The organism is Leifsonia sp. SIMBA_070, from assembly GCF_046534635.1.
In the GTDB taxonomy this organism is placed as follows: domain Bacteria; phylum Actinomycetota; class Actinomycetes; order Actinomycetales; family Microbacteriaceae; genus Leifsonia.
In genome coordinates this window covers 3,298,000-3,318,168 of record NZ_JAWRYK010000001.1, presented here as the reverse complement: position 1 = coordinate 3,318,168, position 20,169 = coordinate 3,298,000, and the positions used below count along the sequence as shown (strand labels likewise).

The following is a 20,169-nucleotide window of genomic DNA, read 5'->3' as shown; positions in this document are numbered from 1 at the left end:
GGGTGTGGACGCCTACGGTTGCGCGAAACTCATCACAGGAGGTTCCGATGAATTCCCGGGTCGTACGCAACGGGCAAGAGATCGCTAGTACACCTGAGCGGGGACGCAACCTGTTGTCGGGGATATTGTTCGGCGTCGGGCTGGCGGCGTTCATCGACGAGACCGTCTTCCACCAGCTGTTGCACTGGCATCACTTCTACGATCGCTCCACTCCTGAGGTGGGGTTGGTCTCGGATGGGGTGTTCCACGCGTTCGGGTGGTTCGCGATCGTGGCCGGCCTGTTCCTGGTAGCCGACCTCTACCGGAGGCAGTCGATGTGGTGGGCGCGGTGGTGGGGCGGGGTTCTGCTCGGAGCGGGCGGGTTTCAGCTTTATGACGGAACCGTCCAGCACAAGCTGTTGGGGCTGCATCAGATTCGTTACGAGGTGGACTTGCTTCCCTACGACCTGACATGGAATATCGTCGCGGCGCTGATGCTGGTCGCCGGTGTCGTCCTGGTTCTGCGCACCCGGGGAGCGGGAGGGAGAGTTCGGCAGGAGAGAGCGCGGGCGCATGCATGAGCACGAGACGGCCGGAGGGGGCCCCTTCTTAGCAGTGCTCATGGTTGCGCTGGTGGTCGCCGCGGCGGGGTGGTACCCGATGGCGGTGTTCCGCGACCGGGCCCGGAGGCGATGGCCGCTCCACCGGTCGTTCCTCTGGGTGACGGGAGTCGTTGCCGCAGCTGCGGCCGTGGTGGGCCCTCTAGCGGCATGGGCGCACATGGACTTTGTGGGCCACATGCTCGCGCATGTGCTGCTTGGGATGGCCGCGCCGCTTCTCCTGGTAGCGTCACGGCCGGTGACGCTGCTGTTGCGGTCGATCGATGTGGTTCCGGCGCGGCGCCTGTCCCGGATCCTGCGCAGCGGGCCCATTAGCTTTTTCCTGCATCCGGTTGTTGCTGCCGTGTTGAGCATCGGGGGACTGTGGCTGATTTATGCGACGCCGGTGTTCGGCCAGCTCCACACCAATGCCCTTCTTGGTGTTGCGGTGCATGTGCATGTGTTCGTCGCGGGCTATCTTTTTACCGCCGCGATCGTCGGGCGTGACCCTCGACCGCATCGGTTCGGGTTTGGGCTGAAGGCCGCTGTCCTGGTAGGGGCCATCGCGGCGCACGATATTCTGGCCAAGTTCCTCTACGTGGCCCCGCCTGCGGGAGTGTCCACCGCCGCCGCGGAGGCCGGTGCGATGGTTATGTACTATGCAGGCGACGCCGTAGAGATCGTATTGATCGTCGTGTTGTGCCGCGAATGGTATACGGCCTCGGCTCCCGCCGTGAGGAAAAGGAATGACCAGGGTCAGGCGTCGTCGGAGCTGCGCGGCGGACGAGCTTGACACCCCGCGGAGGGTGAACCGCGGTGCGCCAGCAGTTTGCCGGGTGGGTCAGCCTCGCGATCCCACGTCGACCCGGGAATCGTCGGCCGGTCCGCCGGAAACGTTGCCGCGGTCCGGTTGCAAATATGGTGAGGGCTCAGCGCCGGGATGTCTGCGGGCTTGGACGATGAACAAGACGATGCCGACCGCAACAGCGGCGAAAGAGGCCCAGACATTGGCCGGGACGCCTAGCCAGCCGTCGCTGGTCGGGTCGATGCGGATCGATTCCAGCCAGCTGCGGCCGAGTCCGTACCAGATGAGGTAGAGGGCGAGAACTCGTCCCCACTGCAACCGGAGGCGTCGTTCGAGCAGGAGGATGACAGCGACGCCGGCGAGGTTCCAGATGATCTCGTAGAGGAACAACGGGTGGAACAGGGTGCCGGACGGCATCCCGGCGGGGTACTTGGGGTTGGTGGCTTCGATCTGCAGCCCCCACGGGAGGGTGGTGGGCAGGCCGAAGAGCTCGTGGTTGAAGTAATTGCCGAACCGACCGAGTGATTGGGCGACGAGCAGCGCTGGGGCGAGCGCGTCGGCGAAGGCCCAGAACCTGAGGCCGGCGCGTCGGCAGGCGATGTAGACCCCGAGCGCTCCGCCCAGGAGCGAGCCGTAGAGGGCGTTTCCGCCGTCCCAGATGGCGAAGACGTTCCAGAGGTTCGCGCCGGGGTAGAAGTAGTCGCCGACGTGGGTGAACACGTGGTAGAAGCGGGCGCAGACGATGCCCAGCGGCACGGCCCAGAGGACGACATCGAGCACGATTCCGCGGTCGACGCCGCGGCGGCCGAGTCGGTGTGCGGTGATGAGGGAGGCGGCGATGATGCCGCTGAGGATGCACAGCGCGTAGGTGTGCACGGTGAGCGGTCCGAGCTGGAATTGCGCCCATTGTGGGGGCGGGCTGGGAATGCTGAGAGCTAGCAAAACGAGTCTTCTCCTGTTCAGCCGATGACGCGGACGGGGCCGCCGACCATGGCCCGGGTAGGTGGGGTGAACGCCGTCCCGCCGAACCTCTGGTCGAGGGCGGTGAGGATGCGGTGGGCGATGCGGAATTTGACGTCTCCGCCGTTGACGCCGTGGAAGTCCTCGCCTCTCAGGCGCACGGAGCCGGAGACGTTGCCGACCCACGTTGCGGTGGCGATCTTGGTCGTGGAGGTGACTAGCCAGTTCTGCACGGCGTGGTCGGTGGTTCCGGTCTTCCCCAGGATGGGTACACCGTCGTGCGGGTTGGCGCTGGCTGCTGTGCCGCCCGGCTGGAGGACCCCCTGCAGGTCATAGGCGACACCGGATGCGATGTCGCCGGGTATGCCACGAGTGCAGGTGCTGGCGCTGGTGGGTCGGGGGGTTCCGTGCGGGCCTGTGACTCTCACGATGGCGACGGGCGTGCACACGGTGCCCCCATCAGCGATCGCCGCGTACGCGGTCGCCATCGTGAGCGGCGAGAGATAGTTGACGCCCAGGATCATGGACGGTACGGATGTGAGGGGGTTGGCGGACGAGGCGGCGTGCACGCCGAGCGATTCGGCGGTGTGGAGGATCGAGCAGAGGTCGAGCTTGGTCCCCATCATGGCGAACGCGGTGTTGACCGATTGCGCGGTGGCCGCCAACACGGTGAGACGGGATGCCGAGCCCTCGTCGTTGCTCACTGGCCAGGGCGGCCCCGACACGGGGCCGCAACTGCTGTGGAAGGCGGCCATGGGGAAGGTGTGGTGCGACGCATCCACGACCTCGGAGAGCGTGTGCCCGGCCTCGAGCCAGGCAGCGATCGTGAACGCCTTGAAGGCGGAGCCGGTCTGGAACCCCTGGGACCCGCCGTAGGCGGCGTCGGTGTTGTAGTTCACGGCGGTCGCTCCGGGACCGGCTTGGTTGCTCTCATCGAAGGTCTTGTTCTCTACCATCGTCTCGATGTGGCCGGTGCCGGGCTCGACGGAGATGTTGGAGGCGCCTAGGTGCATTCCCGGTCGTGTCGCCGGAATGTACGCGTCGACGGCTTGCTGGGCTTGTTGCTGCAATCCGAGTTTCAGTGTGGTGTAGATCTGTAGTCCGCCGCGATCGATGGTGGACAGACGATCGACGGAGGTTTTCCCGAAGGCCGGGTCGTTGAGCAGCTCATCCTTGACGTATTCGCAGAAGAATCCGGCGTCCACTGCCGCGGCGGCGGTGCATCCGCTTCTGGCCAGCGCGATGCGCGGCTGGATCGGGGTTAACTTGGCGGCGTCGCGCTGCTGGCGGGTGATCCGATGGTTCGCGTACATGCGGTCCAGGACGTAGTTGCGCCGCGCGAGGGTACGGGCGTAATGATTCGCAGCACCGTTGACCGCGTCACCGGGCCGGTCGATGCGGAGGGCGGAGGGGCTGTTGAGGATCGCCGCGAGGGTCGCCGCCTGCGGCAGGGTGAGCGCGCTGGCGGAGACACCGAAGTAGTGTCCAGCGGCAGCCTGGGCACCGTAGACGTCGCCGCCGAACCCGACGAGGTTGAGATACGCCGTCAGGATCTGGTCCTTCGTGTAGACCTTGGAGACCTCGCCTGCGTATCGGAGCTCTTGGACTTTTCGCTGCAGTGTGGTCGCGGTGACCTTCTGGTAGCAAGCAGCCGAGGCGTGAGCGTCGGTGAGTGCGTCGCATTGCTGCACGAGAACATTCTTGACGTATTGCTGTGTGATTGACGATCCGCCTTCCAGGCGGTGTCCGGCCGCGTTCGCGGCCGCGGCGCGGGCGGTGCCAAGGATGTCGATCGGACCCTCTTCGAAGAAGCGGGGATCCTCCGTCGCGATCACTGCCGATTTCAGCGCTTCCGTCGTCCCTGACCACCCGACGTCTGTGCGGTCCTGCGCGAAGAAGGAGGCAATGGCCACCTGCTGCCCGCCCCGCTGGGCGTAGAGAGTGGAGGCCTGCGCCGGTGGCTGGATCTTCAGGTAGTCGGGGAGCCCGTTGAAGATCGACACTCCATCACTGACTCCTGTGGCGACGACTGCGACAGCCGGGACCGTCGCAGAGGTCGCCAATACCCCGGCTACAGCGCTCAACAGGACGAATGCGGTCAACGCGAGAGAACGGCGGGAGAGCGCAATCAGCGCTCCGCGTCGAGGTGTTCTCGCCTTCCCTACCCTTCGCGGCTGCGCGTCGTCCCCACTCACGCTTCCGACCCTAGGAGATGGGTCCTGACCGACGCCCGGCAACTCCCGGAGGCCGGCCGCCAGGGGCCTGCGAGTTTTCACACGGTCCAGCAGGGCGCGGTACCGGTGACGGGGCATCATCCAGGCAACGACCCGTGGACATCGGCGCAGGCCTCGCGCAGAACGACATCGTCCTGGTCGACTTCTGGGAGGAGTGGTGCGGCCATGCCGTGTGTTAGATCCTTACGCCGATGGCGTTCAGCGGAGAGTGCGCGCCCGCGCCCACCCCGGAGCGCTACCGGCGAACGCGTTGGTGGAGCTCATTGCACAGGTGTAGATCTCGATTCTGCGTGGTCTGCAGCGGCTGCCGAGTCCTAGGCGCAGGTCGGGCGCGCCGACGCTACCTCTACGACGTCGGCCACGGATGATGACTCCTTCGCCAATCGCCAACCCTCCAACGCCGAGTATGCCTTGGAAGAGCGGTGACCACCCGGGCGCGAGGGAATCGATCATCTGTCCGGTTGCGCCGGCGGACGCGCTGACCGCAAGCAGGCCCAGTGCCACGGCGGCGATCGGTGCGCGCTGTGAGCAGGCCGTCGCCGTGCCGACTGCGGGCCGCAGCCGCAGCACCAATGACGTCGCGGGAATCACGATGGCTGCAGCGCCAGCCGCCGTGCCAATGGTCGCCCCACTGATGAGCAAATGCCAGCCCCAGCGAAACGGTAAGCCCCACGATCGCGACAGCGCGGCCCCACTCACGCACCGCTGGCTCAATAATGATACCCGCGGGGGTATGAGCGTCCCGCTGGACCGATATCTCTGTTGCTCAATAGGTACCCCTGGACGGTATTCCCGCAAGCTGCGATGGCGACTGGAAAACGGTGGGCGGCAGCCGGATCGCCCACGAGCCCTCGCGATGGCGCTGCTCCGTCTGCTCGAGTGGCTGCGTCTCGAACGTGCTCTGCGGTCTGTTGCGCCATGGCCGGCCAGACTATGATCAACGTCAAAGCGCCCGGCGATGCGAGCACGTGAGTTGCAGTCACGCTTGTTGCAGGTAAGCGATTGGTGGCCTCGAGAGCCCGCTACCCGCAACGCCGAACGTGTTGTACTTCCGTAGTGTGGCTTGTGAAAGTGAGTGCACCCTCGTCTTCGAGAATCATGCCGGTCCGCAGCGGTCGCGACCTACACTGGCATCGTGACGCACAATGGCAGCCGATCGCGGCCTTCTCCGGATGAGGAGACCGTTGCGACAGTTCTGGGAACGTTCGCTCGAGAGCGATATGCCCTCGCCGCTGTGGCCGGGTCCGTAGTTCTGGTCGCCTGTGCAGCTCTCGTGAACTCTGCACGCCCGCTCTTCGGGCACTCCGGATTCGGGCTTGCGATCAGTCTGACATCCTCCCTTGCCGGGATTCTCCTGTCCGCCGTGACTCTGGTCTGGAGTCTTATCAACCGGTCGTCAGACAGACATTACTTTGAACATGGGCGCGGCACACACGTCGTCGCGTGGGCACTCGCAATCGTCGTTAGCGTTGCAGCTATCCTCGATTTCGTCGCCTTTGCTGTGATCCTGAGCCGCTAAGAGTCAGTCGACGCCGGTGAGGCGGCGGCGGCCGAGTACGTAGCCGACCATCACGCTCCCGGCGATGGCGAGCATCATCGGGACCAGCATCGAAGGGCCTTCATTGGTGAACTCGATAACGAGCACCAACGCCGTCAACGGTGCCCTCATCGATGAAGCGAGGAACGCCGCGGCCCCGATCAACGCGAACGCGGCCGGAGGAACACCCGGCCACAGGGCACTCCAGGCCGCGCCGGCTAGCGCACCCGCCGCCGCACCGATGGCCAATGACGGCGTCAGCGTTCCACCGGCGGCGCCGCTGCCGATCGTGCCGACCGTCGCCACCACTTTGAAGACAAGCAACGCTGCCAGCAACCCGACCGGGATGGCCACATCGAACGCAATCTGACCCAGAGCGCGTCCGTTTCCGAGAATCGCCGGGAATGCAAGCGACAGCACGCCGACGGCAGCGAACGTGAGGGGCATGACGATGAGAATGCCCCAGGATGCCGGCCGGTGCGCCTGCGCGAACTGGGCGAGCCGCACGAACCCGATGGCCGCGAACCCCATGATCGGCCCCACGATGATGGACCAGACCACCATCGACGGCGACAGCGTGAACTGCGGCAACGAGTACAGCGGGGTCGCGGGCACGACTAGGTGCCCGACCAGGGTCGCGGTCGCTGACGTCGCCAACGCCGGAAGCACCGTCGCGAAGCTCACCTCCGCCAAGAGAATCTCCACGGTGAAGATGGCGCCCCCGAGTGGCACGCTGTAGACGGCGGCGAGTCCGGCGCCGGCACCGCATGCAACGAGAATCCGACGCTCACGTGCGGTGAGGCCGGCCTTCTCGCTCAACCATCCCGACACCAGCGCCCCTAGCTCTCGCGGCGCGACTTCTCGGCCGATCGAAGCGCCGAGACCGACGATCATCACCTGCAAGCCGGCATTGATCACAGTGACGAAGGGGGGCATCCTCCGACCGCCGACGCTCTGCTCGACAGAAACGAACGGCGCCCCCCATCGGCGCAACGCCCACCACCCGACCGCGCCGATGACGCCCGCGAGCGTCAGTGCAACGAGGCGCGTGACAGGTGGGGCCTGAAGAAGACCATCGAGGAAGGTGCCTTCCGTGTATCCGTACGCGAAGTGCTGGATCAAGTGCAAGCAGATGGCGACCAGCAACCCGCCCGCTCCGGCCCCCATACCGACCAGGAGCGTGACGACGCCCAGGCGTAGCAACCAGCTCGGGGATGCGGGCAGTGTCGGGCCTCTCACAGGTCGATGCTAGCCGCAGCCCGGGCGCCTACTCCCTCACAGCGCAGCATCGACAGGGGTCCTGGGCCGACGAAGGAATCGCGGATCAGGCAAGCAAAAGTCTCGTCCCCAGGCGAATCAGCAGTGCCGCAACCGGAATTGAACCGGTCCGACGAGAAAGATCCATCCCCAGGCCCGCTGGATCGTCACAACCGTGAGGGCGATAGTGCCCTTCGATCTGCAGCCCCCACGGGAGGGTGGTGGGCAGGCCGAAGAGCTGGTGGTTGAAGTAGTTGCCGAACCGACCGAGTGATTGGGCGACGAGCAGCGCTGGGGCGAGCGCGTCGGCGAAGGCCCAGAACCGGAGGACGGCGCGTCGGCAGGCGATGTAGACCCCGAGCGCTCCGCCAAGGAGCGAGCCGTAGAGGGCCTTGCCGCCGTCCCCGATGGCAGTGAGCGCTCCACGTTTGAGTGCTCTCGGCTTCCCGCTCGTTTGCAGCTACGCGTCTTCGCCACTCACGTTCCTGGTCCGAGGGACGGGTCCTTGGCGCACCGCAAGCGGTGCTGCGAGGGCGCCGGGGCCTGCAAGAGTTCACACGGTCGGCGCGTTCAGGAGAGCCGGTGTTCCTGGTCTTCGAGGTTTCTGGGGACCACGCAGGTTCACTGAGCCTTGATGCCATCCGCCTGAGAGGACACCATGATCCATACCGGTCTCATCGACCCGCAGACCATCATCCAAGCAGCCGGCCCGTGGGTGCTCGTCGGTGTGTGCGTGCTGGTGTTCATTGAGACGGGTCTGCTCGTGGGCTTCTTCCTGCCGGGGGATACGCTCCTCTTCTTCACGGGGGTGCTCAGCCTGACGGGCCACTTTGTCGAACCGCTGTGGGTGATCATCCTGGCCGTTGTGGTCGCGGCAGCGCTAGGAGATCAGGTCGGTTACGCGATCGGCCGGCGCTCGGGACCTGCCGTGTTCGAACGGCGGGACTCCGGCTTCTTCAGTCGAGCAAGTGTCGAGCGTACGGCGCAGTTCTTCGACCGGTTCGGCGGCTCGGCAGTCATGGTCGCACGCTTCGTCGCCGTGGTGCGCACGATCGCACCGGTGGCGGCAGGGGTGGGCCGGATGCGCTGGTCGGTATTCACGATCTTCAACATCGTTGGGGCTGCCGTCTGGGCCAGTGCAGTCATCCTCGGCGGGTACGGCCTCGGGCACATACCCGGGGTCGCGGATTTCGTAGCGAAGTACCTCGACCTCGTGCTGATCGGCATCGTCGTGCTCTCGGTGGTGCCGCTGGTGATTCGCCTCGTCATCGTCCGTCGGAGTTCCCGAGCAGGTTCGTAATCTCGCGGCGGCCGAGCGTTTTAGCCGGCCGGGAGCCTCAGCTCGATAGCTGTTCCAGTGGGGCCGGTGCGGGTCACCGCGACATCGCCGCCGTGCCGTGTCGCGACGTCGCGAACAAGCGCCAGCCCGATCCCGAATCCCGCTCGTGTTCTCCCCGGTGCAGCAGGGTGCGCCCGCGCGAACCGGTCGAAGATCCGTGTTGGGTCGATGCCGACGATTCCGGCGCCCTCATCGGTGACCTTGAGGACGGCCTGGTCGCCCTGAAGTCGGACGTCGACGGTGATGCTCGAGCCGGCCGGTGAGTGCACCAGCGCGTTGTCGATCAGGGCGGTGGCGCAGCGCGTGAGTGTCGTGGCCGGAACCGTGGTCCGCACGTCGTCGCGGCTGCCGAGGACCAGTTCGACGCCGGCGTGGCGGGCCAGCACTTCGAGTGAGTGCAGTGATCGGGTGACCGCGTCGCGCAGTGACACGGGTTCGGTGCGTTCGGGGTCTGCGGCGAGAAGCAGATTGTCGACGACGTCGACCAGGATGCGCGTATCGGTGCGAAGGTCGGCGACCGCGGGTTTCGACGGATCGTCCGGTGCAAGGCCGCGTTGGAGCACCTGCAGCCGGGCGTCGAGGACCGCGAGCGGCGTGCGGAGCTCGTGGCTGGCGTCGGCGACGAAGTCGCGTTGGATCTGCAGCGCACGTGCGAGCGGACGCACGGCTCGCCGGGTCGCGATCACGCTGAGCACGCCCGCGATCGCAACAGCGAGGAAGCCGACGAGGGCGAAAGCAATCAGTGCTTCCGTGGCATCGATGTAAATCTTGTGCTCGCCTGGTCGGGGCGGTTCATTCACCTCCGAGGGTCGCAGCTGATCCAGCACGAATATGAAGGCGGCGCCGATCGCAGCGATGACGAGGGCGCCGGAGGCGATGCCGATCTGGAGCCCCACGATCCGCGATGCGCGCCGCACCTGGCGAACAGCGGGATCGGTCGGCGCCTGCTTCATGGCCGCCCCAGCCGGTAGCCGTGTCCTCGGACCGTTGAGATCAGCTCCGAGTCGGCTTTACGGCGCAGGTAATGAACGTACGTGTCTACCGTGCCCGGCTGCTCGTCGGGGGCGAACACGGCCTCCAGAATCTGATCGCGGGAGAACGTGCGCAACGGATTCTCCGCCAGCAGACGGAGAAGCCCGTTCTCGCGTTGGGTAAGCAGGATGCGCCCGTCATACGGGGAATACAGCGTTCTACTCTCGGGATAGAACGCCCATTCGCCGATCGCGAGCTCTCGGCCCTCCCCAGTGAAGGTGCGCGTCAGCGCCCGGAGGCGAGCGAGGAGCTCGTCGAACTCGAACGGTTTGACGAGGTAGTCGTCGGCCCCCGCATCCAATCCCTCCACCCGGTCGCGGAGTGCGCCGAGAGCGGTGAGCACCAGAATAGGGCTCACAACCCCGCGTTCGCGGAAATTGGCCACGAGCTGCGTGCCGTCCAGGTCGGGAAGTCTGCGGTCGACGACCATCGCGGCGAAGTCGTGTGCGGTGCCCGCTGCCAGCGCCCGCTCGCCGTCCGTCACCCGGACTACGTTGTAGACCTCGGCGAGAACCTGTTCGATGAGCGGCCCCAGTTGCGGGTCGTCCTCCACCAAGAGTACGCGCATCCTGTCGCTCACTTGCACCTCCCGGTTCCTTCGCACTCTTCAGCATGGCGGGGAATGTCAAGAATCCGCCCAGAACCCGTCTCAGAGAATTCTGGGAGGCCTGCTGCCAGGCTGTCCGGCATGCTGCGCACTCACCAATTCATGCCACCGGCTGACGATTCCGGCGATCCTCGGACGCGGCTGGCGGTGCTGCCTCAGCCGCGGCATTGGCTGATGGTGAGCCTGCTCGGCGTGATTGCCATCTTGCTGCTTGGGTTCTCGGTGAAACTGGTGCCCGGCGTCCTTCGAGCCGAGCTCGCGCTGGACGAGGCGCTTACTGATCACCAGGTGTCGGTGCTGAACGTGGTCGCGGTCGCCGTCTCCACCGTCTTCTCCCCGCCCGGGATCATCGTCGTGCTGATGGTCTCGTTCCTGTTCCTGCTGGTTGTGCGGCGTTCCCCCGTCAATGCGTTCGCTTTCACGGGACTTGCCGCATTCGGCTGGCTGTGCTCGGAGATCTTCAAGCTCACGGTCGATGAGCCGCGCCCGTCCGCGGGCCTGCTGGATCACCCGCTTCTGGCCGAAAGCGGCTACAACAGCTTCCCGAGCGGTCATACGACCTACGTCGCGGCGTATGCGATCGCCTGCTATCTGCTCGCCCGGCGGACCCGTTTCGCGATCCCGGTAGCTGTGCTCGGTATGGCTGCCATCGCAGGCATGGGTGTCGTCCGCCTCTACGTCAGCGCCCACTACCTCACCGACATTCTCGGATCCGTGCTGGTAGCCTGCACCGCAGCCGTCTTCTTCAGCGGAGTATGGAATCGCCTCGGGGTGCCCCTCCTTTACCGACTCCCGTTGATCAACCGCTGGGGTCCAATTTCCGCCGATACTAGTTCAGGCGTCCACTGTTAACGCGGAACCCGATATAGCGAGCGGGAACCGTAGGGTGCTTTTTCTAGTTGAGGAAATTGAAGAGCTCACTAAATGTGCGCCGACGATCACGGTCCACGGCGTCAACCTTTTTCCGTCGGACGGCCGCACCAGCGACCTCGCCTGCCGTGTTTACGCCACCCCGCAAGGTCTGAGAGGAACGCCCACAGCGGAACAGATCGCCGATGCGCTACGCCCATGGATTTAGCCCGGTGCCGCATCGGCCCCGTACCGCGAGCTGGCAACTTCTAACTGTCATCCCTGGGCACTTCCTGTTGACATCGTCTCACCCATAGGGTCGGTCGGATGTCCCGAGGCAATGGTTGGCGTGTGGGCAAATTCGTGGGAGTGGCTAGCGCTCGAACTGGCGGTGGTGACGCCACGACTTCTGGGGCGCCTAGCCGAGACGCAGCAGGCACGGCGTGAACACGACCACATTTGCCGTCGCTGCTGCATTCGCTGTCCGGGAGTTCATTGGCACGTCAGCGTACGTCGTCGATGCTTACCAGGGTCCGCTCAGAGCTGAGGGTTTCGGCACGCGGAAATAAGGGGCCAGAGTGCGTCGGCGATAACTTCGCTCGGGTGCGAGCCGGTGGGTTGGGCGGGTTCTTCCAGCTCTGCGATCTCGACGCCGACCACATCGTGTTCGGCCAGTATGTGTGCGAGCTGCTTGAGCTGATGGAGGCTTAGCCCTCCGGGGACCTTGTAATCGGTTGGGACGATGCCTGGTTCGAGTACATCGCAGGAGACGTGTACGAAAATGGGGCGCCCGGTGATGAACTGTCGAAGGTGTTCGATCGGTTGGGCGGAAGCGTGGATGAGTCCGACCGCACCGCTGTCCGTCAGGTAGCGTTCTGTGGGTTCGATGTCGCGGGTGCCGGCTAGTGCGATGCGGGATAGTGCAACGCCGGCGCCGAGCCCGGAGTGCCAGAGCCCGGTCACGGCGGTGAGCACCATGCCGCCCAGGTATCCGGTGCGTGTGGTGGCCGGGGTGTTGAGTGAGGCGTCCGCGCCGACCCAAATCAGCGCAGCGTCGGGTCTGCGGTCGGCGACGACCGGGAGGGTTGCCAGGGCGGCCGCATTGCGGCTTAGTACCAGGAGGGGCCGTACATCGTTGAGGAATTGCTTTTCTAGATGTGCTGACAGTTCTTTTAGTTCGGCCATGGCGTCTGCCAGTTCGAGTTTCCATCCGCTGTTCGTCGCTGCTCGGGGCTTTCCGACAAAATATGGAACGACTCCGAGCCGGTGGCCGATCGCTGTCGCCAGCACCGGGACAGCCGACATCGCCCTATCGTTATGGTCAGCGACCTTTCCGGCGAAGGCGAGGATCCCCACGGGCGTTTCCTTCACCTGTTGGCCTTCCGGGCGAGACAAACGCCCCGGGCGGGGCGGCCGTTCGAGCTTAGCGGTCGATAGACGGCGAAACGATCAACGGGAGCGGTCGAGGTCGGTCTGGCTGTCAGGGCTCGCGGCCGCACGACTTCGCCGCTGATCGCGCTGGAATAGGACGAACAGCCAGATCAGCGACGGTGCCAGCAGCAGCATGCCGATGGCGGTGCTAATGGTGACAGCCTGCAGCGTTGCGAGCGGAGCGGCAGCGTCAACAACGGTCAGCCCGGGAAGGAGAACGGGGTATTGGGTTGCCGCCCAGGCCCAGAGCACGGCGGCTACCGTTGTGCCCGCCGTCAAGCGAACCAGGGTGAAAGCCCGCCGGTACATGAACACCAGTGAAAGAACTCCAGCGAGTATGGATAGTCCGGTCAATGGAAGCGCGGTCGTAAAGATTCGACGTGCCACATCTGGGGCGTCGATGGCGACAACAATCAAGCTCACAGCCGCGAACAGGGCGGCGGCAAGTCCTGCCCCGAGGGCGCGGCGCCGAAAGGTGTCGGCCAGTTCGGGGGAGCCCTGCCGTCGCGCGTCGGCTGTGAGGTAGGTTGCAGCCAGGTAGGCGCATACGGCTACCGCGAGCAGTCCGATGCTCACCCCGGTGGGGTTTAGCCAACTGGTGATCACGTTGCCTGCGGCGATTCCGGCGGGTATCCGCCCCGAGAGTATCGCGCCGGCGATGGTGCCGAGGAAGAAGGGGGTGAGTACGGAGGAGACAGCGAAGGCTGCACCGAAGAGACGTTGCTGCCAGAATTCGGTGACGGATTTTCGGAAGGCGAATGCGGACCCTCGGATGATGATTCCGATGGCTGCCAACGAAAGCGGAATGTAGAGCGTTGAGGCGATTGCTGCGAACGCTGGTGGGAAGACGGTCCACGCCAAAACGATGACGAAGATGAGCCAAACGTGGTTGGCTTCCCACACCGGTCCTAGCGAATGTTCGATCAACGACCGTTGTTGTTTTCCGCGCTGGCCCGGACCGGCGATAAGGTCCCAGACGCCGCCTCCGAAGTCCGCTCCAGCAAGGAGGACGTACGCTGAAACAGCGATCCAGGTCAGTGCGAGTAGGGCGTTTGCGAGGATCAGTTGCATGGTCACACCACCGGGGGAGCGGCAGAGTCGAGTTCCTGCGGCGCGGTGGGCACCGGGCTGGAGCGGACAAGCCTGAGCAGCACGTATACCGTCGCAACTGTGAGGACCACATACACCAGGGCGAGAACGGGCAGCCCGAGATCGATGCCCGGCGCCGGGTTGACGGCCTCAGACACCCTCATAACGTTGTAGACGATCCACGGTTGCCGGCCGACTTCCGTCACGATCCATCCCGCCTCCATGGCGGCGGTCGCTGCCACGCCGGAGATGGAGACGGCGATTAGAAACAATCGCGTTTGCGGCAAGGAGCGGCGACGCCACCAGGAGATAGCGAACCAGGCACCCAGGGCGAGCAGCCCGAAACCTACCGCGACCATGAAGTCGAATGCGGGATGGACAACGTTCACCAATGGCCGATCGGCAGCCGGGACCGCCTCCAGGCCGCGCACGTACCCGTTCGGGTCAAATGAGACCAGCAGTGAGAGACCGGCCGGAAGCTCTAGAGCGCCGTGCAGGCTGTCGTCGAAGTAAATCCCGCCGAGCGACAAGGGAGCGCCCCGCATGCTGTGGAACAGGCCCTCCATCGCCGCGAGTTTCGTTGGCTGGTTCTCCGCGACGAATCGGGCAGCCCAGTCACCGACGACGATTTGGATGGGCGCGGTGATCGCCCCCAGGGCCAAAGGAACCATCAGACCCAACTGGTGGTAGCGGTCCCGTTTCCCGCGCAGTATGGCGACACCGTAAACGCTAGCGGCGACGAAGGAGGAGACCATGATGGCTGCGAGGATCATGTGGATACCTTCGGGCCAGGTGGCCGGGTTGAACATCGCCGCCCATGGGTCGACGCCGACCAGTCTTCCATCGACGATCGTGAAACCCGTCGGGCTGTTCATCCACGCATTGGCGGACACCACGAAGAACGCGGAAAGCACCCCGGACACCACGATCGGGATGCCCGTAAGAAGGTGCACTCGAGGCGGTAACCGGTCCCACCCATACAGGTAGATGCCGAGGAAGATCGCTTCGATGAAGAACGCGAATCCCTCGATCGCGAACGGCAGGCCGATCACGGCTCCGAAGTTCTCCATCATCCCGGACCAGAGCAGGCCCATTTCGAAGGAGAGAATGGTTCCGGAGACGGCGCCGACAGCAAATAGCACGCCGAGGGCTCTGGCCCACCGGCGCGCGAGAAGCCGGTAGTTCGCATCGCCGGTCCGGTAGCCGCGCCACTCCAGGAACACAACCAGAGCGGGTAAGCCCACCCCCAGGCAGGCAAGGATGATGTGCCAGCCCAGTGACATGCCCATTTGCGTTCGCGGGGCGATCGGGTCGACGGCCATCACCCCGAGCCCACCCAGTACTGAACTGAATGCAGTCTCGATCATCGGGCCGTCGCGACGAAGAGAAAGGACAGGATGCTGCTGCCAAGGGTGATGATCGCGCACCCCGCAACAACGATGAGACGATGTCTCGGGCTGGGCGGGCGGGGGGCGCCGTAGGGTCCCCACATGTACTGGTGGAGTCTGACCCGGTGTGCTTCGTTGACAAGGTCGATCGTTCCTGGCAGCTCCGGATCGAGCGTACCGTTTTCAAACTGGCGCACGATACGGGAGGCCTCCGCCACGGTCATCTCATAATCGTCGCGGGGGCGCAGCTCAGCGCGCGAGGTCTTCCTGCTGCCTGTTTCAGGTCGAGGACTCATGTGGGCACCTGTGTCTTCCTCTGGTCACGTGCTCGTCGTTCTGGCTGGTTCATCGTGCGAAGTAGCCGCGGTAGTACTCGTAGACCCAGCCGACCAGGCAGACCAGCGCTAATGCTCCGCCGATGAGGATGAGCCAGAGTCCGACGGTGAAGCCGAGGAAAGTGAGGAAGGATGCGGCGGCGAGACAGAACGGCCACCAACTCCAGGGGCTGAAGGTTCCCAACTCTGGATCGCCCTCATCGATCGTCGCGTCTTTTCGGTCTTCCGGGAGTTCAGCAGATTGGCTGCGATGGCTTCGGTTCAGGAAGAAGGCCATCAGCGCGCACAGTACGGCACACAGCCCTAGAGGCGTTCCGCCGGACCAGTCGATGTATCCCTTGTAGAGGAGGCCCCAGCCGGCGTAGATGTTACCGATGATGAAGAAGTAGGCGGCCAGTCCCCAAAAGACTCTTGCGCTGACCTTCATTTCAGTTTCCCCCCATCCAACGTCGGGGCGTCTGGGGCGTCTGCGCCGGGGCCCATCCCGACGGGGATACCTGCTTCCGGGTGGTTGAGGTCGAAGGCCGGCGACTCCGAACGGATGCGCGGGATGGAGGTGAAGTTGTGGCGCGGCGGCGGGCAGCTGGTCGCCCACTCGAGGGAGCGCCCGTAGCCCCACGGGTCATTCACGGTGACCTTCGGCGCGTTACGCGAGGTGAGGTACACGTTGGCGAGGAACGGCAGCATGGAGATGGCGAGGATGCCGGCGCCGATCGAAGAGACTTGGTTCATCCACGTGAACCCGTCCGTGGGGAGGTACGTTGCGTACCGCCTGGGCATGCCGATCACACCTAGCCAGTGCTGGATGAGGAAGGTGGTGTGGAAGCCGATGAACAGCAGCCAGAAGTGCCACTTGCCCAGCCGGTCGTTGAGCATCTTGCCCGTCCACTTCGGCCACCAGAAGTAGAACCCGGCGAACATCGCGAACACGACGGTGCCGAACACCGTGTAGTGGAAGTGGGCGACCACGAAGTAGGTGTCGGACACGTGGAAGTCCAGCGGGGGGGAAGAGAGGATGACACCGGTCAGCCCACCGAATGTGAAGGTGATGAGGAATCCGATCGACCAGAGCATGGGTGATTCGAAGGTGAGTGAGCCGCGCCACATCGTGCCGATCCAGTTGAAGATCTTCACGCCGGTCGGCACCGCGATCAGCATCGACGTGAGCGCGAAGAACGGCAGCAGCACCGAACCGGTGACGTACATGTGGTGTGCCCACACCGTCATCGACAGGGCAGCGATCGCGATGGTCGCGTAGATCAGGGTCTTGTATCCGAAGATCGGTTTACGGCTGAACACCGGGAAGATCTCGGACACGATGCCGAAGAACGGCAGCGCGATGATGTACACCTCGGGGTGGCCGAAGAACCAGAACAAGTGCTGCCAGAGCAACGCGCCGCCGTTGGCGGCGTCGTAGATATGCGCACCCAGGATACGGTCGGCTGCAACCCCAAACAGGGCGGCTGCGAGCACGGTGAAGGCCATCAGGACCAGCACCGCGGTGATGAGAGTGTTCCACGTGAAGATCGGCATCCGAAACATTGTCATGCCGGGGGCACGCATGGTGACGATTGTGGTGATGAAATTCACCGACCCCAGAATGGTTCCGAATCCGGAGAGGATGAGCCCGAGCACCCAGAGGTTGCCCCCGATCCCTGGTGAGAAAGTTGTCGAGGCCAGAGGTTGGTAGGCAAACCAGCCGAAGGATGCTGCCCCCTGCGGGGTGAGGAACCCCATGAGCACCATCGCGGCGCCGAAGAAATAGGTCCAATATGAGAACGCGTTCAGGCGAGGGAATGCGACATCCGGTGCGCCGATCTGCAACGGCATGAGCACGTTTGCGAAACCGGCGAATAACGGGGTCGCGAACAACAGGAGCATGATCGTGCCGTGGATGGTGAACAGCTGGTTGTACTGCTCCTTGGTCTGCACCACCTGCAATCCCGGCTCGAACAGTTGGGCGCGGATGATCAGTGCCATCACGCCGCCAATAAGGAAATACGAGAATGAGGTGATCAGGTATAGGTAGCCGATCACCTTATGGTCGGTGGACGTTAGCCAGCCAACGAGGACGTTTCCTTTCCGCTGGAAGGAAGCCGTCGCTGCCTTATCTGTATCCGGAACTCTCGTGCCAAGTGCAACCACCATGGCCTCCCTTGCCACCGGTAGGAATCGTTCGCGCCTCACCGAGAGGATTTGTCTAGTGATCTGCTGTAAAGAGTGAAGCTACGCCGATCAACGCCCCTTGTGAAGGGGGACCGGGCGAGGGGCCACTTCACCGGGCTCGGCGGTCTATCCCGGTACCTGTGGCGGCTGCATCAGGCTCGGTGCGCTGTTGGGCACGATGAGGTCGGCTCGACGCTATTTCGGTCGTTCCTCTTGGACTCCGGGGGCGATGTCCGTTGTGGCATCCGCTTTCACATCGTCGAGAAGACCTTGCATCTGGTCTTCACTGATGGTGATCCCTGCGTCACGCAGTCGCGTCCGCAGAAGACGCTCAGGCTCTTCTTCCGAATGCAGGGCGCTGTCGGCGCGCACTTGTGTGACGATCCCGCGAAGACGAACGTCTTCTGAGGCGCGTTCAGACCCGTCCAGAACGGGCTCATCGAGTTCACTACTCATTTGCTTCTCCCTTGCGCGATCCTGCAGTAAGGACGAAATGGCTTTCTCTTTCCCGTTTGCGCGACGCTACCCGGGATCGGGCCCCTCGTGAAGCGGTGAGATTGGTTCGACAACAAGCGTGATCTGCTGGGCCGACCGGGTCTGACGCAGCTTGCGCTGCGTCCCTCGCGTTCGTCGAGGCGGACCTGGTAAATCACCCGCAGAGCCACAACCGCTGCGGCCAAAGCCGCAAAGCCTTGGATTACCGGGCCGACCTCACCGAACCCGAGGAGAAGCTTGCCGACGGGATCCGCCGCTGCAACTGGCGCCGCTCCTACCCCGGCAAGCGCGACCGCGCCGAGAGGGGCACGGAGGAGGCAGGCGCTGGGTCGACCCCGTTGGGGGACGATGCGGAGCACGAACGCGATCAAAGCGCTCCCGCAAACCAACGCTGCGCCGGCATGCCAGGCGTTGTCCGATCGAGATGCCCACACCACGGCGACCGTCACCGCCGAGAGGAGCGCCGCGCTCCGTGCAATGCGACGGATGCTCACGACTGATGGCGTCGACTTCTCCGGAAGACGTTGAGTTGCCACAAATATACCTCCCCGGGTATTGTAGGGGTGTTAGCGGAAGGAAACCCCATGAGCACAACAGCCGACACCTCTCAGAAGCCGGTTCTGAATCGCTTGAGGCGCGCTCGCGGGCAACTCAATGCCGTGATCGACGCGATTGAAAACGGCGAGAAGTGCCGAGACGTGGTGATCCAGCTCGCTGCGGTCTCCAGCGCCCTCGACAGAGCCGGTTTTCAGATCATCTCAACTGCCATGCAGAAGTGCATCGGTGAGGAGCAGGACGAGTCCGACCCCATCACGGTCGCTGAACTCGAAAAACTATTCATGACGCTTGCCTAAGGCTGTATGTTTTCCCGACTGCGAGTGGTGGTCAGAAAGAGGAGCACGGATGTCTGACACGCTTCCACAGATCTCAGTGGATGAGCTTGCCGCCCTTACGGACCGGACCGTCATTGACGTCCGCGAACCTGACGAATATGCGAACGGTCACGTGCCTGGAGCCCGCAATTTGCCGCTGGCGACGATCCGGACGCATGCGGATGAACTCGGGGAGGTCGGCCCGGTCCACGTGATCTGCCAAAGTGGCCGTCGGAGCACACAGGCAACTGAGGTCCTTCGTGCGGTCGGAGTCGATGCCGTCAACGTCAGCGGGGGGACGACCGCATGGATCGACGCCGGGAAACCGGTAGAACGTTGAACTGTCCGCGTGCTCTGCGCGTGACCCCCACTCTCTTCTGATGCTGCTTGCCGTCGCAGCCTTCGGGCTGCTGGTGGGTGCTGTGTTGGGGCTGGTTGGTGCGGGTGGTGCGATCATCGCGGTTCCAGCGCTGGTTTACGTGGTCGGCGTTCCTGTCGCGGAGGCGATGTCCACATCGCTTGTGATGGCAGCCTCATCGTCGGTCGCTGCTGTGCTGCCTCGGCTTCGCCACGGAATCAACTGGCGGATCGCGACGACGGTCGGTGTTGTCGGCATACCCGCCGCCTTCCTCGGTACGGCGGTCAACGCCGCCCTTCCGCAACCCGTTGTCCTGCTTGGCTTCGCGACGCTGATGATCGTGGCGGGGATTCAAATGCTCAGGCCGAGGCCATCGGCAAGCGGTGAACGTCCGCCCGGCCGAGGCTGGGTCTGGCGCGCCGTCCTCGTTGGCCTTGCCGTGGGGTTGCTGACGGGGCTGCTCGGGGTGGGTGGCGGGTTCGTCATCGTGCCAGCTCTCGTGCTGTTGTTGCGAATGCCGATCGGGGCGGCGATCGGGACGTCGTTGATCATCACTATCGTGAACTCAATTGCCGGTGTTATCGCTCACGCCGGCGTCGGCTCGGTTGACTGGCAGATTACGGTCGCGTTCGCGGCCCCCGCGTTTCTTGCATCGTTGATCGCGGCACGGTTCGCCACGCGGCTCAGCGGCCGGATGCTCCAGGTTGCGTTCGCCGTTCTCGTGTTGGCGATCGCGCTTCTCACCATCGTTCGCACAATTCTGACGTGGTGATCAACCCGGTGTTTCGTTTGCGGAGGGGTACGTCCTGAGTTGCGAGCGGCTGACGGTCGAGGGCT

19 protein-coding genes and 1 pseudogene are annotated in these 20,169 nt (G+C 64.3%); 7 read left to right on the top strand and 13 right to left on the bottom strand.

The window, feature by feature from the left end:
• Positions 1-47 precede the first annotated feature (47 nt).
• Together SB754_RS15595 and SB754_RS15590 are read left to right on the top strand one after the other, a co-directional pair.
• Positions 48-560 (top strand): DUF2243 domain-containing protein, encoded by a 513-nt coding sequence (locus SB754_RS15595; RefSeq protein ID WP_410783220.1) that lies wholly within the window; start codon positions 48-50, stop codon positions 558-560.
• A 40-nt stretch (positions 561-600) separates the two neighbouring features.
• Positions 601-1,371: a cytochrome c oxidase assembly protein gene (locus SB754_RS15590; RefSeq protein ID WP_410783219.1), complete on the top strand. Its 771-nt coding sequence runs from the start codon at positions 601-603 to the stop codon at positions 1,369-1,371.
• Positions 1,372-1,419: 48 nt separating this feature from the next.
• Here SB754_RS15590 and lgt read toward each other — a convergent pair whose 3' ends face one another.
• The 4 genes and pseudogenes from lgt to SB754_RS15570 all read right to left on the bottom strand — a co-directional run.
• Entirely contained in the window at positions 1,420-2,325 is a 906-nt protein-coding gene (gene lgt / locus SB754_RS15585; protein ID WP_410783218.1) for a prolipoprotein diacylglyceryl transferase, read from the bottom strand.
• Positions 2,326-2,342: 17 nt separating this feature from the next.
• A complete protein-coding gene (locus tag SB754_RS15580) occupies positions 2,343-4,346 on the bottom strand; it encodes a transglycosylase domain-containing protein (RefSeq protein WP_410783217.1) in 2,004 nt (667 codons plus the stop codon).
• A 1,753-nt stretch (positions 4,347-6,099) separates the two neighbouring features.
• Positions 6,100-7,260, bottom strand: coding sequence for a chloride channel protein (locus SB754_RS15575; RefSeq protein WP_410783216.1), 1,161 nt, complete (start codon positions 7,258-7,260; stop codon positions 6,100-6,102).
• Positions 7,261-7,564: 304 nt separating this feature from the next.
• Positions 7,565-7,795 (bottom strand): annotated as a pseudogene (locus SB754_RS15570) (prolipoprotein diacylglyceryl transferase family protein); the annotation flags it as partial.
• A 234-nt stretch (positions 7,796-8,029) separates the two neighbouring features.
• On the opposite strand from SB754_RS15570, the gene SB754_RS15565 reads away from it, so the two are divergent.
• Positions 8,030-8,671, top strand: coding sequence for a DedA family protein (locus tag SB754_RS15565; RefSeq protein WP_410783215.1), 642 nt, complete (start codon positions 8,030-8,032; stop codon positions 8,669-8,671).
• A 20-nt stretch (positions 8,672-8,691) separates the two neighbouring features.
• Here the strand turns inward: SB754_RS15565 and SB754_RS15560 are convergent, their stop codons facing one another.
• The gene (locus SB754_RS15560) at positions 8,692-9,663 is read right to left on the bottom strand and encodes a sensor histidine kinase (RefSeq protein WP_410783214.1); all 972 of its coding nucleotides are present in this window, start codon (positions 9,661-9,663) and stop codon (positions 8,692-8,694) included.
• Positions 9,660-10,322 carry a response regulator transcription factor gene (locus tag SB754_RS15555; RefSeq protein WP_410783213.1) on the bottom strand — a complete coding sequence of 221 codons (663 nt, stop codon included), beginning with the start codon at positions 10,320-10,322 and terminating at the stop codon, positions 9,660-9,662. The genes SB754_RS15560 and SB754_RS15555 overlap by 4 nt, the downstream gene beginning before the upstream one ends.
• Before the next feature lie 108 nt (positions 10,323-10,430).
• Here SB754_RS15555 and SB754_RS15550 point away from each other — a divergent pair, with 108 nt between their 5' ends.
• Positions 10,431-11,201 carry a phosphatase PAP2 family protein gene (locus tag SB754_RS15550; RefSeq protein ID WP_410783212.1) on the top strand — a complete coding sequence of 257 codons (771 nt, stop codon included), beginning with the start codon at positions 10,431-10,433 and terminating at the stop codon, positions 11,199-11,201.
• A gap of 534 nt (positions 11,202-11,735) precedes the next feature.
• Here the strand turns inward: SB754_RS15550 and SB754_RS15545 are convergent.
• The 7 genes from SB754_RS15545 to SB754_RS15515 form a co-directional block, all read right to left on the bottom strand.
• The gene (locus tag SB754_RS15545; RefSeq protein ID WP_410783211.1) at positions 11,736-12,554 is read right to left on the bottom strand and encodes an arginase family protein; all 819 of its coding nucleotides are present in this window, start codon (positions 12,552-12,554) and stop codon (positions 11,736-11,738) included.
• A 93-nt stretch (positions 12,555-12,647) separates the two neighbouring features.
• Positions 12,648-13,700, bottom strand: coding sequence for a cytochrome d ubiquinol oxidase subunit II (locus SB754_RS15540; RefSeq protein WP_410783334.1), 1,053 nt, complete (start codon positions 13,698-13,700; stop codon positions 12,648-12,650).
• Between the two features lie 2 nt (positions 13,701-13,702).
• Positions 13,703-15,085: a cytochrome ubiquinol oxidase subunit I gene (locus tag SB754_RS15535; protein ID WP_410783210.1), complete on the bottom strand. Its 1,383-nt coding sequence runs from the start codon at positions 15,083-15,085 to the stop codon at positions 13,703-13,705.
• A complete protein-coding gene (locus SB754_RS15530) occupies positions 15,082-15,330 on the bottom strand; it encodes a hypothetical protein (RefSeq protein ID WP_410783209.1) in 249 nt (82 codons plus the stop codon). The genes SB754_RS15535 and SB754_RS15530 overlap by 4 nt, the downstream gene beginning before the upstream one ends.
• 121 nt (positions 15,331-15,451) lie before the next feature.
• Complete coding sequence (locus tag SB754_RS15525) at positions 15,452-15,868, bottom strand: cytochrome c oxidase subunit 4 (protein ID WP_410783208.1); 417 nt, start codon at positions 15,866-15,868, stop codon at positions 15,452-15,454.
• Positions 15,865-17,589, bottom strand: a complete 1,725-nt coding sequence (gene ctaD, locus SB754_RS15520) for a cytochrome c oxidase subunit I (RefSeq protein ID WP_410783207.1) — start codon at positions 17,587-17,589, stop codon at positions 15,865-15,867. Before ctaD ends, SB754_RS15525 begins: the two co-directional genes overlap by 4 nt.
• A 213-nt stretch (positions 17,590-17,802) precedes the next feature.
• Positions 17,803-18,063: a hypothetical protein gene (locus SB754_RS15515; protein ID WP_410783206.1), complete on the bottom strand. Its 261-nt coding sequence runs from the start codon at positions 18,061-18,063 to the stop codon at positions 17,803-17,805.
• 623 nt (positions 18,064-18,686) lie between these two features.
• Here SB754_RS15515 and SB754_RS15510 point away from each other — a divergent pair.
• The 3 genes from SB754_RS15510 to SB754_RS15500 are packed head-to-tail and all read left to right on the top strand — an operon-like array spanning position 18,687 to position 20,104.
• On the top strand, positions 18,687-18,956 hold the full coding sequence (locus SB754_RS15510; protein WP_410783205.1) for a metal-sensitive transcriptional regulator: 270 nt from the start codon (positions 18,687-18,689) through the stop codon (positions 18,954-18,956).
• Between the two features lie 49 nt (positions 18,957-19,005).
• Positions 19,006-19,314: a rhodanese-like domain-containing protein gene (locus SB754_RS15505; RefSeq protein WP_410783204.1), complete on the top strand. Its 309-nt coding sequence runs from the start codon at positions 19,006-19,008 to the stop codon at positions 19,312-19,314.
• A 40-nt stretch (positions 19,315-19,354) separates the two neighbouring features.
• On the top strand, positions 19,355-20,104 hold the full coding sequence (locus SB754_RS15500; protein WP_410783203.1) for a sulfite exporter TauE/SafE family protein: 750 nt from the start codon (positions 19,355-19,357) through the stop codon (positions 20,102-20,104).
• Positions 20,105-20,169 lie beyond the last annotated feature (65 nt).

Bases quoted from the DNA above. Each gene is read 5' to 3' on its own strand.
- SB754_RS15530 (WP_410783209.1), bottom strand. From the start codon at position 15,330: ATGACCGTGGCGGAGGCCTCCCGTATCGTGCGCCAGTTTGAAAACGGT.
- SB754_RS15565 (WP_410783215.1), top strand. From the start codon at position 8,030: ATGATCCATACCGGTCTCATCGACCCGCAGACCATCATCCAAGCAGCC.
- SB754_RS15505 (WP_410783204.1), top strand. From the start codon at position 19,006: ATGTCTGACACGCTTCCACAGATCTCAGTGGATGAGCTTGCCGCCCTT.
- SB754_RS15550 (WP_410783212.1), top strand. From the start codon at position 10,431: ATGCTGCGCACTCACCAATTCATGCCACCGGCTGACGATTCCGGCGAT.
- SB754_RS15510 (WP_410783205.1), top strand. From the start codon at position 18,687: ATGAGCACAACAGCCGACACCTCTCAGAAGCCGGTTCTGAATCGCTTG.
- SB754_RS15525 (WP_410783208.1), bottom strand. From the start codon at position 15,868: ATGAAGGTCAGCGCAAGAGTCTTTTGGGGACTGGCCGCCTACTTCTTC.
- SB754_RS15540 (WP_410783334.1), bottom strand. From the start codon at position 13,700: ATGCAACTGATCCTCGCAAACGCCCTACTCGCACTGACCTGGATCGCT.
- SB754_RS15515 (WP_410783206.1), bottom strand. From the start codon at position 18,063: ATGAGTAGTGAACTCGATGAGCCCGTTCTGGACGGGTCTGAACGCGCC.
- ctaD (WP_410783207.1), bottom strand. From the start codon at position 17,589: ATGGTGGTTGCACTTGGCACGAGAGTTCCGGATACAGATAAGGCAGCG.
- SB754_RS15535 (WP_410783210.1), bottom strand. From the start codon at position 15,085: ATGATCGAGACTGCATTCAGTTCAGTACTGGGTGGGCTCGGGGTGATG.
- SB754_RS15590 (WP_410783219.1), top strand. From the start codon at position 601: ATGGTTGCGCTGGTGGTCGCCGCGGCGGGGTGGTACCCGATGGCGGTG.
- SB754_RS15560 (WP_410783214.1), bottom strand. From the start codon at position 9,663: ATGAAGCAGGCGCCGACCGATCCCGCTGTTCGCCAGGTGCGGCGCGCA.
- SB754_RS15595 (WP_410783220.1), top strand. From the start codon at position 48: ATGAATTCCCGGGTCGTACGCAACGGGCAAGAGATCGCTAGTACACCT.
- SB754_RS15500 (WP_410783203.1), top strand. From the start codon at position 19,355: ATGCTGCTTGCCGTCGCAGCCTTCGGGCTGCTGGTGGGTGCTGTGTTG.